The 12,504-nt window shown below is 49.6% G+C and carries 10 protein-coding genes; all 10 read left to right on the top strand.

Going from position 1 to position 12,504, the window contains the following annotated elements; genetic code table 11:
* Nucleotides 1-2 precede the first annotated feature (2 nt).
* The 10 genes from sdhA (at nucleotide 3) to AC07OI_RS04235 (ending at nucleotide 12,287) form a co-directional block, all read left to right on the top strand.
* Nucleotides 3-1,778: a succinate dehydrogenase flavoprotein subunit gene (gene sdhA, locus AC07OI_RS04280; RefSeq protein WP_492702993.1), complete on the top strand. Its 1,776-nt coding sequence runs from the start codon at nucleotides 3-5 to the stop codon at nucleotides 1,776-1,778.
* Between the two features lie 12 nt (nucleotides 1,779-1,790).
* Nucleotides 1,791-2,501, top strand: coding sequence for a succinate dehydrogenase iron-sulfur subunit (locus AC07OI_RS04275; RefSeq protein ID WP_162059130.1), 711 nt, complete (start codon nucleotides 1,791-1,793; stop codon nucleotides 2,499-2,501).
* A gap of 113 nt (nucleotides 2,502-2,614) precedes the next feature.
* Nucleotides 2,615-2,896, top strand: coding sequence for an FAD assembly factor SdhE (locus AC07OI_RS04270; RefSeq protein ID WP_186951575.1), 282 nt, complete (start codon nucleotides 2,615-2,617; stop codon nucleotides 2,894-2,896).
* A gap of 73 nt (nucleotides 2,897-2,969) precedes the next feature.
* On the top strand, nucleotides 2,970-4,274 hold the full coding sequence (gene gltA / locus AC07OI_RS04265; protein ID WP_423010347.1) for a citrate synthase: 1,305 nt from the start codon (nucleotides 2,970-2,972) through the stop codon (nucleotides 4,272-4,274).
* A 308-nt stretch (nucleotides 4,275-4,582) separates the two neighbouring features.
* On the top strand, nucleotides 4,583-7,438 hold the full coding sequence (locus tag AC07OI_RS04260) for a 2-oxoglutarate dehydrogenase E1 component (RefSeq protein WP_495256399.1): 2,856 nt from the start codon (nucleotides 4,583-4,585) through the stop codon (nucleotides 7,436-7,438).
* A 61-nt stretch (nucleotides 7,439-7,499) separates the two neighbouring features.
* A complete protein-coding gene (odhB, locus tag AC07OI_RS04255; RefSeq protein WP_495256398.1) occupies nucleotides 7,500-8,756 on the top strand; it encodes a 2-oxoglutarate dehydrogenase complex dihydrolipoyllysine-residue succinyltransferase in 1,257 nt (418 codons plus the stop codon).
* Nucleotides 8,757-8,789: 33 nt separating this feature from the next.
* Nucleotides 8,790-9,122, top strand: coding sequence for a PspC domain-containing protein (locus tag AC07OI_RS04250; protein ID WP_492702996.1), 333 nt, complete (start codon nucleotides 8,790-8,792; stop codon nucleotides 9,120-9,122).
* Between the two features lie 87 nt (nucleotides 9,123-9,209).
* Nucleotides 9,210-10,637 (top strand): dihydrolipoyl dehydrogenase, encoded by a 1,428-nt coding sequence (lpdA, locus tag AC07OI_RS04245; RefSeq protein ID WP_495256397.1) that lies wholly within the window; start codon nucleotides 9,210-9,212, stop codon nucleotides 10,635-10,637.
* 148 nt (nucleotides 10,638-10,785) lie between these two features.
* Nucleotides 10,786-11,883 carry a cell division protein ZapE gene (gene zapE, locus AC07OI_RS04240; RefSeq protein ID WP_495256396.1) on the top strand — a complete coding sequence of 366 codons (1,098 nt, stop codon included), beginning with the start codon at nucleotides 10,786-10,788 and terminating at the stop codon, nucleotides 11,881-11,883.
* On the top strand, nucleotides 11,883-12,287 hold the full coding sequence (locus AC07OI_RS04235; RefSeq protein ID WP_495256395.1) for a hypothetical protein: 405 nt from the start codon (nucleotides 11,883-11,885) through the stop codon (nucleotides 12,285-12,287). The genes zapE and AC07OI_RS04235 overlap by 1 nt, the downstream gene beginning before the upstream one ends.
* Nucleotides 12,288-12,504 lie beyond the last annotated feature (217 nt).

Genomic DNA, 12,504 nt, shown 5'->3' with positions numbered 1-12,504 from the left:
AAGTGGCCGCAATTAAATCCACAATCCCTAGCCGCCGTTTTGACGCGGTCATCATTGGTGCCGGTGGTTCTGGCATGCGTGCTTCGCTGCAACTGGCAGAAGCTGGCCTGAATGTCGCCGTATTGTCTAAAGTATTTCCTACCCGTTCCCATACTGTCGCTGCGCAGGGCGGTATTGGTGCTTCCCTCGGTAATATGTCAGAAGACAATTGGTACTGGCATATGTTTGACACGGTCAAGGGTTCTGATTACCTGGGCGACCAGGATGCGATCGAATTCATGTGTCGCGAAGCACCAAAAGTTGTTTATGAACTCGAGCACTTCGGCATGCCATTTGACCGCAATGCGGATGGCACGATTTACCAGCGTCCATTTGGTGGTCATACTGCCAACTTTGGTGAGAAAGCTGTACAGCGCGCTTGTGCTGCGGCTGACCGTACCGGTCATGCCTTGTTGCATACGCTGTATCAACGCAATGTGCGCGCCCGTACCCATTTCTTTGTTGAGTGGATGGCGATCGACCTGATCCGTGATGCGGATGGCGATGTGCTGGGTGTCGTTGCGCTGGAAATGGAAACCGGCGAAGTCATGATGCTGGAAGCTAAAACCACGATATTTGCCACTGGCGGTGCCGGTCGTATCTGGGCAGCTTCTACCAATGCATTTATTAATACCGGTGATGGCATGGGTATGGCAGCGCGTGCCGGCCTGCCGCTGGAAGATATGGAATTCTGGCAATTTCATCCAACCGGTGTGGCTGGCGCGGGTGTTTTGATTACTGAAGGCGTACGCGGTGAGGGCGGTATTCTGATCAATAGTCAGGGTGAGCGCTTCATGGAGCGCTATGCTCCTACCTACAAAGATCTGGCTCCGCGTGACTTTGTTTCCCGCTCCATGGATCAGGAAATCAAGGAAGGCCGTGGCTGTGGCCCGAATAAAGATCACGTCATGCTGGATTTGCGCCATATCGGTGCTGACACGATTCAAAAACGTTTGCCGTCCATTCTCGAAATTGCTCACAAGTTTGCCAACGTGGATGCGACCAAGGAACCGATTCCTGTCGTTCCTACGATCCATTATCAAATGGGTGGTATCCCGACCAATATTCATGGTCAGGTTGTTGCGCCGAAAAATGGTGGTAGTGAAATCGTCAACGGTCTGTATGCAATCGGTGAGTGTGCCTGTGTATCCGTGCATGGTGCCAATCGTCTGGGCACTAACTCTCTGCTCGATTTGCTGGTGTTTGGCCGCGCAGCCGGCAACCACGTTGTTGCCAGCAAGCTTAAAGAGCGCAGCAACAAAGATTTGCCTGCTGATGCAGCTGATCTGGCGCTGTCACGCTTGTCCAAGCTGGAAAGCAGCACTGGTTCCGAGCGTGTGCAGGATGTTGCGAATGATATCCGTGCCAGCATGCAGCAATACTGTGGCGTGTTCCGTACTGATGAATTGCTGCAAACCGGCTACAAGAAAATTATGGAGCTTGATGAGCGTCGCAAGCATGTTTCTTTCAAGGATAAATCCAAGGTCTTCAATACAGCACGCGTAGAAGCGCTGGAACTGGATAACCTGATCGAGACTGCCAAAGCAACGATTACATCTGCCGCCGCACGCAAAGAGTCCCGTGGTGCTCACGCACACCGTGATTATGAAGAGCGCGACGACGTTAACTGGATGAAGCATACCTTGTGGTATTCCGAAGGCAATCGCCTCGACTACAAGCCGGTCGTGACTAAGCCACTGACCGTAGAACCCTTCAAACCAAAACCACGTACATTCTAAAGAGATACCGATATGGCACGTACATTAAAATTTAAAATCTATCGCTACGATCCGGACAAGGATGCCAAGCCTTACATGCAAGACTTGACCGTTGAGTTGCAAGACACTGACAAGATGTTGCTGGATGCTCTTCAGCGTATCAAGTCTGACGTTGATGATTCTCTGGCACTGCGCCGCTCATGCCGTGAAGGTGTGTGTGGTTCTGATGCGATGAACATCAATGGCAAAAACGGTTTGGCTTGTACCACCAACCTGAACGAACTGACTGAGCCTATCGTCTTGCGTCCTTTGCCTGGTTTGCCAGTGATCCGTGATCTGATCGTGGATATGACGCAATTCTTCAAGCAATACAATTCTATTAAGCCTTACCTGATGAATGATTCCATTCCTCCGGAAAAAGAACGTCTGCAGTCTCCTGCAGAGCGTGAAGAGCTTGACGGTTTGTATGAGTGTATCCTGTGCGCATGCTGCTCTACTTCATGTCCATCGTTCTGGTGGAATCCGGATAAATTCGTTGGTCCGGCAGGTTTGTTGCAGGCCTATCGCTTCATTGCTGATTCCCGTGATCAGGCAACTGGCGAGCGTCTTGATAACCTCGAAGATCCGTACCGTTTGTTCCGTTGCCACACTATCATGAATTGTGTGGACGTCTGTCCTAAGGGGCTGAATCCTACCCGTGCTATCGGTAAGATTAAAGAACTGATGGTCCGTCGTGCAGTCTAAGTTTGTAGTTTAAGTTGATATCAGCGATGTCTCCGGACATCGCTGCTATTTCATGCGGTTTTCCAGGCAAGCTGAGAACCGCATGAAATAGTCAGTATGGAAGAGAATTAATTATGTCTGAGTCACAAGCTATATCCCATCAAAATGACCCGGTAAAGCGGGCGCGTTTGCGGTGGCGGGCAAGGCGCGGTTTGCTGGAGAACGATCTGATCTTGACGCGTTTTCTGGATGCCAATGAAGAATCCCTGACAGATGAGGAAGTGGATGCCTTCAGCCGCCTGATGGAATTGCCGGACAATACTTTAATGGATCTGATCATGGCCAAGAAACAAGCCGAAGCCGAAGTCGATCTGCCTCATGTCCACGCTTTATTGCTGCGCCTGCAAACGGCGTAAAGAAAGCTGATTTTAAGCTGATTTTTTTGTGTTTTTTTGATTAACGACTCACCTCTTATCTGAAGGAAGAGCCATGACAAATTCTGAAACAAAAGCCACCCTATCATTCTCCGATGGCTCACCAGCCTTGGAAATGCCGATTTACAAGGGCTCAATTGGTCCCGATGTCATCGACATCCGTAAATTGTATGGTTCTACCGGCATGTTCACCTATGATCCAGGTTTCATGTCCACGGCAGCCTGTAATTCTTCCATTACTTATATTGATGGCGACAAGGGTGAATTGCTGTACCGCGGTTATCCTATCGAGCAATTGGCAGTTAATGGTGGTGATTTCCTGGAAACCTGCTATCTGTTGCTGAACGGAGAATTGCCAAATGCAGCGCAAAAAACTGAATTTGTTGCGACCGTCACCAATCACACCATGGTGCACGAGCAGATGCAATTCTTCTTCCGCGGCTTCCGTCGTGATGCGCATCCTATGTCGGTATTGGTAGGTACAGTCGGTGCGCTGGCATCCTTCTACCATGACTCCCTGGACATCAATGACCCACATCATCGTGAAGTGTCAGCTATCCGTCTGATCGCCAAGATGCCTACATTGGTTGCGATGGCATACAAATATTCTATCGGCCAGCCATTTGTGTATCCACGCAATGATCTGTCATATAGCGCGAACTTCATGCACATGATGTTCTCTACACCATGTGCGCCCTACAAAACCAATGAAGTGCTGGTGCGCGCTCTTGACCGTATCCTGATCTTGCACGCAGATCACGAGCAAAATGCTTCTACATCGACGGTACGTCTGGCTGGTTCTTCTGGCGCAAATCCATTCGCCTGTATTGCTGCTGGTATTGCTTGCCTGTGGGGCCCTGCTCACGGTGGTGCAAATGAGGCCGCATTGAGCATGCTGGAAGAAATCGGCAGTGTCGATAATATTCCTACTTTTATCGCTCAGGTCAAAGACAAAAACTCTGGCGTCAAGTTGATGGGCTTTGGTCACCGTGTTTACAAAAACTATGATCCACGCGCCAAACTGATGCGTGAAACCTGCTATGAAGTGCTGCAAGAACTGGGTCTGCAAGATGATCCATTGTTCAAACTGGCCATGGCCCTGGAAAAAATCGCGCTGGAAGACGAATACTTCGTCAGCCGCAAGCTGTATCCTAACGTCGATTTCTACTCTGGTATCGTGCAGCGCGCACTGGGTATCCCAACTGCATTGTTTACTGGTATCTTCGCCCTGGCACGTACAGTAGGCTGGATCGCTCAATGGAAAGAAATGATTTCTGATCCAGAGCAAAAAATTGGTCGCCCACGTCAGTTGTTTGTTGGTGCACCTAAGCGTGATGTGCCAGCGATCGACAAGCGTTAATAAAGTGTTGATTTAGGTATTAATGTTTTAGCTATACATGTTGTTGTAAAAAGCGAGTCTTTGCGACTCGCTTTTTTTTTCTTCAGTAATTATGCTATGCTTCGCCACGAAAGTGATTTTTAGGAATAACTTTCGCGATTTAATCAAAAAACATATTTAAATGACATGCTTTTTGATTTGATCACGAGGATAGTTTGAATTAAGCCCTTCCCCACAACTTGATGTGCAATCCGCTAACCGGTCAGGCCGTGTCGCGGAAGGTTAGATTAACCCGCTAATCTCGCGAAACGCGAAGAAAGGTGAGCAAGATGATGCAACAATATAACGCTAACTCGTACTTGTTCGGCGGCAATGCGCCGTATGTAGAAGAACTGTATGAAGCGTATCTGAATAATCCCGGTTCTGTTCCTGATAATTGGCGCGCGTATTTTGACGCCATGCAAAACGTGCCTGCCGTCGATGGCTCTGCCAAACCCGACGTCGCCCACGCACCTGTTATTGCTTCCTTTGCTGAACGTGCCAAACAAGGCCCGATACGCACAGTCAATGCGACTGCGGATGCTGAAATGGGACGCAAACGCGTCGCTGCCCAGCAACTGATTGCCGCTTATCGTTTCCTTGGTAGTCACTGGGCCAATCTGGACCCGCTGCAACGCCAGGAACGCCCAAGTATCCCTGAACTGGAACCAAGTTTCTATGGCTTTACCGATGCCGATATGGACATACAGTTCAATATCAGCAATACCTATTTCGGGCCAGAAACTGCATCATTGCGCGACCTTTTGAATGCCCTGCGGGACACTTATTGCCGTTCCATCGGTGCTGAGTTCATGTACATCAGTGACCCGACAGAAAAACGCTGGTTGCAACAAAAGCTGGAAGCGATACGCTCCACGCCATCTTTCTCTCCTGAAAAGAAAAAACATATCCTTGACCGCCTGACTGCGGCTGAAGGCCTGGAACGCTATCTGCACACCAAATATGTTGGTCAGAAACGTTTCTCCCTGGAAGGTGGCGAAAGCTTTATCGCCTCCATGGATGAGACTATCCAGCGCGCGGGTGAGCGCGGTGTGGAAGAAATCGTTATCGGTATGGCCCACCGCGGCCGTCTGAACGTACTGGTCAATACCCTTGGCAAAATGCCTCAGGATCTGTTTGCTGAATTTGAAGGCAAACATGGTGATGACTTGCCGGCCGGTGACGTTAAATACCACCAAGGCTTCTCGTCTGATATTTCTACCCCGGGCGGCCCGGTTCACTTGTCTCTGGCGTTCAATCCTTCCCATCTGGAAATCGTTAATCCAGTGGTTGAAGGTTCTGTCAAAGCGCGTATGGATCGTCGCGGCGATAAGGATGGCTCACAAGTATTGCCTATCCTGGTACACGGTGACGCTGCGTTTGCAGGGCAGGGCGTAGTCATGGAAACCCTGAACCTGGCGCAAACACGCGGCTATGGTACAGGTGGTACTGTACATATCGTCATCAATAATCAAATCGGTTTCACGACTTCTGATCCACGAGACTCACGTTCTACTTTGTATTGCTCCGACGTTGTCAAAATGATCGAAGCACCGGTATTGCACGTCAATGCAGATGATCCAGAAGCAGTTGTCCTCGCGACCCAGATCGCTCTGGATTACCGTATGGAATTCAAGAAAGATGTCGTCGTCGACATCATCTGCTACCGCAAACTTGGTCATAACGAGCAAGACACACCTGCACTGACCCAGCCTTTGATGTACAAGAAGATTGCTCAGCATCCGGGCACACGCCGTATGTATGCTGACAAGCTGGCTGCACAAGGCACTATCCCTGCGGATGGTGGCGATCAGATGATCAAGGCTTACCGTGATGCCATGGATGCTGGCAAGCATACCCATGATCCGGTGATCTCCAACTTCAAAAACAAATACGCTGTTGACTGGATTCCTTTCCTCAACCGTAAATGGACAGATGCCGCTGACACAGCAGTGCCGGCAACTGAATTGAAGCGTCTGGCTGAGCGCATTACTACCGTGCCAGAAGGCTTCAAACCACATAGCCTGGTAGAAAAAGTTTTGGGTGACCGCGCCGCCATGGGTCGTGGTGACATGAATCTGGACTGGGGCATGGGCGAGCATCTGGCATACGCATCCCTGGTTTCTTCTGGTTATGCAATTCGCCTGACAGGTCAGGATGCAGGCCGTGGTACTTTCGTTCACCGTCATGCTGTTTTGCATGACCAAAACCGTGAACGCTGGGATGCAGGTACTTATATACCTCTGCAAAATATTTCTGACAAACAGGCACCATTCACTGTCATCGATTCCGTCTTGTCTGAAGAAGCGGTACTGGGCTTTGAATATGGTTACTCCACAGCAGAACCAAATACGCTGACTATCTGGGAAGCGCAATTCGGCGATTTCGCCAACGGTGCCCAGGTCGTTATCGATCAGTTCATCAGTTCTGGTGAAGTGAAATGGGGTCGCGCATCCGGTCTGGTCATGATGCTGCCGCACGGTTATGAAGGTCAGGGGCCTGAGCATTCATCTGCACGTCCTGAGCGTTTCCTGCAACTGTGTGCTGACAATAATATGCAAGTGGTTCAGCCTACTTCTGCGTCCCAGATTTTCCATCTGTTACGTCGTCAGATGATACGCATGTTCCGCAAGCCTCTGGTCATCATGACACCGAAGTCCTTGTTGCGTAACAAGGATGCAGGTTCGCCATTGTCTGATCTGGCCAAAGGCAGCTTCCATACCGTTATCGGTGAAGTGGATGAGAAGATAGACGCGAAGAAAGTCAAACGCGTTATCGCATGTTCAGGCAAGGTGTATTACGATTTGGTAAATGCCCGTAAAGAGCGTGGTCAGGCTGATACAGCGATTATCCGCGTTGAACAGTTGTATCCGTTCCCGCATAAGAGCTTTGTCGCTGAGTTGAAAAAATTCCCGAATATGGCGGAATTGGTTTGGGCACAAGATGAGCCGCAAAATCAGGGGCCATGGTTCCAGATTCAGCACAATATTTTTGAAAGTCTGGAAGACGGTCAAAAACTTGCTTATGCAGGTCGTCCAGCCAGTGCATCGCCAGCTGTCGGTTATTACGACAAGCACTATGCACAGCAAAAAGCATTGCTGGAAACGGCATTTTCCAAACTCAAAGGCTTTGTCCTGACCAAATAATGACGCGATGCGACATCAGAAGCTGATGTCGCATTTGGCTACCCGAATCGGAGAGTAAAAAATGGCAATTATCGAAGTAAAAGTTCCTCAGTTATCTGAGTCCGTCGCAGAAGCAACCCTGTTGTCCTGGCATAAAAAAGTTGGCCAGTCAGTCGCTCGCGACGAAAACCTGATCGACGTTGAAACAGACAAAGTCGTACTGGAACTGCCCGCACCTGATGCTGGCGTGATCACACAAATCATCAAGGGCGATGGCAGCACTGTCGTTGCTGGCGAAATCATCGCGATCCTGGATACTGATGCATCCGCAAAAGTAAGCCCGATGGAAGTGTCTGCTGCTCCAGTAGCAATGGCCGCTGCCACATCTGCACCTGCTGATGCAAAATCTTCTGCTGGTGTAGCGATGCCTGCAGCAGCAAAAATCCTGTCAGAAAATAATCTGACTGCAGCACAAGTTGATGGTTCCGGTAAAGATGGTCGTGTTACCAAAGGTGATGCACTGGCAGCGGTTGCCGCCAAGCCTGCAGCAGCACCAGTAGTTGCACCTCTGGCCGCACCTGCAGCTGGCAAACCAGCCCTGCAACAAGTTGCTGCTCCAACGATCGCCAGCCTGGGTGACCGTCCTGAAGAGCGCGTACCGATGAGTCGTTTGCGTGCCCGTATCGCTGAACGCCTGGTGCAATCGCAATCGACCAACGCGATTCTGACGACGTTTAATGAAGTCAACATGGCACCTGTCATGGACTTGCGTAACAAGTACAAAGACAAATTTGAAAAAGAACACGGTGTGAAACTGGGTTTCATGTCCTTCTTCGTCAAAGCTGCCGTTGCTGCATTAAAAAAATACCCTATCATCAACGCCTCTGTTGATGGCAATGACATCGTCTATCACGGTTACTTCGATATCGGTATCGCAGTTGGTTCTCCACGCGGCCTGGTAGTACCTATCCTGCGCAATGCGGATCAAATGACGATTGCTGAAATCGAGAAGAAAATCGGCGAATTCGGTGCCAAGGCAAAAGACGGCAAATTGACACTGGACGATTTGTCTGGCGGTACATTCTCCATCTCGAATGGTGGCACTTTCGGTTCCATGTTGTCTACACCTATTATCAACCCACCACAATCCGCAATTTTGGGCGTGCATGCGACCAAGGACCGTGCTGTAGTTGAAAATGGTCAGATCGTTATCCGTCCTATGAATTACCTGGCAATGTCTTATGACCATCGCATCATTGACGGTCGTGAAGCTGTTCTGGGTCTGGTGGCAATGAAGGACGCGCTGGAAGATCCAGCCCGCCTGTTGCTTGATCTGTAATTCGGGTTCAACACGCAAAGCGAGAATCATTCCGTGAATATCGCTGACGAAATCAAACGTCTGCATGAACTGCATCAGGCAGGAGCCCTGTCTGATGCAGAATTTGCACAAGCCAAAGCCAGATTGCTGGCAACTGGCGACACATCCGCATCCGGCAATCAACAGAGCCAGGGTTTCAACCATTTGAACCAGTTCCGGCGGTCAAAAAATGATCAGTGGCTGGGTGGTATCTGTGGTGGTTTGGGCCAATTTACTGGTCTGGATTCCTGGATATGGCGTTTGATGTTTGTCTTCTTCAGTCTTTACTTTGGTGCCGGCGTCGTGGCTTATCTGCTGGCCTGGATATTCATCCCCGAAGAGAGCTGAAAAGCACAAAGCGAAGCGTGAACTTTACGTCTAAAGTCATAGCCAGATTCAACGCTAAATTCATATACATAAAATCAGGATATTTTCATGAGCAAACAATTTGACGTCGTCGTTATCGGTGGTGGACCTGGCGGCTACATCGCCGCAATCCGGGCTGCCCAACTGGGATTTTCTACTGCCTGTATCGACGCATGGACCAATGAAAAAGGTGGCCCCGCTCCAGGTGGTACTTGTACTAACGTAGGTTGCATTCCATCCAAGGCACTGTTGCAGTCTTCCGAGCATTATGAACATGCTGGTCATGCTTTCGCTGATCACGGTATCAATGTACAGGGTCTGGGCCTGGATGTAGCCAAGATGCTGGGTCGCAAGAACACCATCGTCAAGCAAAACAACGACGGTATCCTATTTCTGTTCAAAAAGAATAAAGTCACTTTCTTCCACGGCCACGGTTCTTTTGTAAAAGCTGATGCTGCTGGGTATGAAATCAAGGTAGCTGGCAAGACAGAAGAAACAATCACTGGCAAACACATCATCGTGGCTACTGGCTCGAATGCACGCGCATTGCCTGGTGCTGCATTTGATGAAACTACCATCCTGTCGAACGATGGCGCCTTGAAGATAGCAGAAGTGCCGAAAAAACTCGGTGTTATCGGCGCTGGCGTGATTGGTCTGGAAATGGGTAGTGTCTGGCGTCGTCTGGGTGCTGACGTGACAGTGCTGGAAGCATTGCCAACTTTCCTCGGCGCTGTGGATGAGCAAATCGCTAAAGAAGCACACAAACTGTTTGTCAAACAAGGACTGTCCATCAATCTGGGCGTCAAGATCGGCGAAATCGTCAATGGTGGCAAAGACGTGACTGTCAACTACACCGACGATAAAGGCGCTGAACATAAAGCTGTGTTCGACAAGCTGATCATCTCTATCGGCCGTACACCTAACACCAATGGTCTCAATGCAGAAGCAGTTGGCCTGCAACTTGATGAGCGTGGTTTTATCGCCGTGGATGGCGATTGCAAAACCAATCTGGCGAATGTCTGGGCAGTGGGCGACGTCGTACGCGGCCCTATGCTGGCACACAAGGCAGAAGAAGAGGGCGTTGCTGTTGCAGAACGCATCGCTGGTCAGCATGGTCATGTGAACTTCAATACCATTCCTTGGGTGATCTACACTTCGCCTGAGATCGCTTGGGTAGGCCGTACTGAGCAGCAATTGAAGGCAGACGGCGTGGCTTACAAATCAGGTACTTTCCCGTTCATGGCGAATGGCCGTGCCCGTGCCCTGGGTGATACCTCCGGTATGGTCAAGTTCCTGGCGGATGCAACGACAGATGAAATTCTGGGCGTGCACATCGTTGGCCCTATGGCATCTGAATTGATTTCCGAAGCCGTAGTGGCGATGGAATTCAAGGCGTCGGCAGAAGACATCGCCCGTATTTGCCATGCACATCCATCCTTGTCTGAAGCGACGAAAGAAGCAGCGTTGGCAGTTGACAAGCGTTCCCTGAATTTCTGATTCAGGTTGAGCGTTTTTTGAAAGAGCGGCGCAATATCGCGTCCACACCGGCAGCGCACTTTGTCCTCAGTTTGATTGAGGCAAAGTGCGTCGCTTTTTACCCGCTTGCCATACACAGGCAAGCCAGCAAAGATAGTATCCCTCGCCCATGAATGTCATAGAGTATTATCAGGACGCTTTAAGTCAACGTGGTTTTCAGGCCGATGAAGCACAAAAGCGTGCGGTTGACCGCTTGCAGACGGCCTATGAAGAATGGGTGGAGTACAAGGGTAAGCGGGCAAATAAATTTACCCGTCTGATAACCCGTCCTGAAGTGCCACGTGGTGTTTACATGTGGGGTGGTGTAGGGCGCGGCAAGTCATTTTTGATGGACAGTTTTTTTTCCGTCGTGCCGGTTGTCAGGAAAGCCCGCCTGCATTTCCATGAATTCATGCGCGCTGTGCACAGGCAGTTGGATGAACTTAAAGGGATGGCAGATCCACTGGATGAAGTGGCACGCAGGATAGCCAAGAAATATCGCTTGATTTGTTTCGATGAATTTCACGTTTCAGACGTGGCAGATGCAATGTTGTTGTATAACTTGCTCAATGCCCTGTTTGAGAACGGCGTGTCCTTCGTCATGACATCCAATTACCAGCCTGATACCTTGTATCCTGATGGTTTGCACCGTGACCGCATGTTGCCAACCATCGCCTTGCTGAAAGAAAAGCTTGATATCCTGAATGTTGATTCCGGCAACGACTACCGCAAACGCGCCATGGAGCAGGTTCAGGCTTATCTGACACCGCTGAACGCAACGACTGACAAGACCTTGCGCGATATTTTTGCACGAGTGGCGGAAACCAGCGATGAGGACCCGCATGTTGATATCGAAGGCCGTAAGCTCAAGTCTTTGCGCCGTGCCGGTAGCGTTATCTGGTTTGACTTTGTCACGCTTTGTGGCGGCCCGCGTTCACAAAATGATTACCTGGAAATCGCCAGTCGTTTTCATACCGTTGTCTTGTCGTCGATACCGCGCATGTCTGCCGCCATGTCATCTGAGGCAAGGCGTTTTACCTGGCTGATAGACGTGTTTTATGACAACAAAGTCAAATTGATTATGTCGGCAGAAGTCCCGCCTGAGGAACTTTATACCAACGGTACCTTGTCTAATGAATTTCACAGAACAGTGTCCCGCATCATAGAAATGCAATCAAAAGAATACATGGATACTGATCAACGCCAAATTGCGGAGAATATTGCTTAATGAATCGTTTATTTTTCATTTGCATAGCTGTGGTCGTGCAAATGACTGTTGCTGCATATGCACTGGCTATGCCCGGAAGTAGTGAACTTGCTCAAATTGCAAATTTAACTACCGGCCTGGATCAAAAATATGCCGCTGGCAGCATTAATAGCGCAGAGCAGGCTGAAACTGCTTTGAAAGAAAGTAATGCAGCACAACTGCGTTTGCAAAGCTGGTATGAGCAGTCAGAACGCGCTTGTCACCAGACTTTTTTTGTCAACGACTGTCTAAATGATGTCAAACAGCATCGTCGCCAGTACATTGTATCCTTGCAAAGAATTGCATTGGAAGCCAAGGCCTTGCAGCGCAAACTGCGCATAGATCAGCTCGACAAAGAGTTGGAGCAACGCCAGGCCAAGCCATAACCTCCATTGATTTGTAACTGGCTGTAAGCCTTTTTAGTATCCGGTACTGGTATTTGAAGGGGCGTTTCCAACTGCAGACAGTTGCTCATGATATGGCAGCTGCTACATTTTCGTGCTGACGCTTTAAAAAGCAACATTGATCTGTCACTACTGGCAAGGTATGAGTGGTGATTCCCCCTGGCGCTGCGATATAAGTATTGCAAGTCTCTAAAAATTT

The organism is Undibacterium sp. GW821-FHT07F11, assembly GCF_059418665.1.
This window is presented reverse-complemented; position numbering and strand designations above follow the sequence as displayed.

What these genes read in the sequence shown, in the direction of transcription:
- AC07OI_RS04275 (WP_162059130.1), top strand. Translation starts at nt 1,791, where the DNA reads ATGGCACGTACATTAAAATTTAAAATCTATCGCTACGATCCGGACAAG.
- AC07OI_RS04270 (WP_186951575.1), top strand. Translation starts at nt 2,615, where the DNA reads ATGTCTGAGTCACAAGCTATATCCCATCAAAATGACCCGGTAAAGCGG.
- gltA (WP_423010347.1), top strand. Translation starts at nt 2,970, where the DNA reads ATGACAAATTCTGAAACAAAAGCCACCCTATCATTCTCCGATGGCTCA.
- AC07OI_RS04260 (WP_495256399.1), top strand. Translation starts at nt 4,583, where the DNA reads ATGATGCAACAATATAACGCTAACTCGTACTTGTTCGGCGGCAATGCG.
- odhB (WP_495256398.1), top strand. Translation starts at nt 7,500, where the DNA reads ATGGCAATTATCGAAGTAAAAGTTCCTCAGTTATCTGAGTCCGTCGCA.
- lpdA (WP_495256397.1), top strand. Translation starts at nt 9,210, where the DNA reads ATGAGCAAACAATTTGACGTCGTCGTTATCGGTGGTGGACCTGGCGGC.
- zapE (WP_495256396.1), top strand. Translation starts at nt 10,786, where the DNA reads ATGAATGTCATAGAGTATTATCAGGACGCTTTAAGTCAACGTGGTTTT.
- AC07OI_RS04235 (WP_495256395.1), top strand. Translation starts at nt 11,883, where the DNA reads ATGAATCGTTTATTTTTCATTTGCATAGCTGTGGTCGTGCAAATGACT.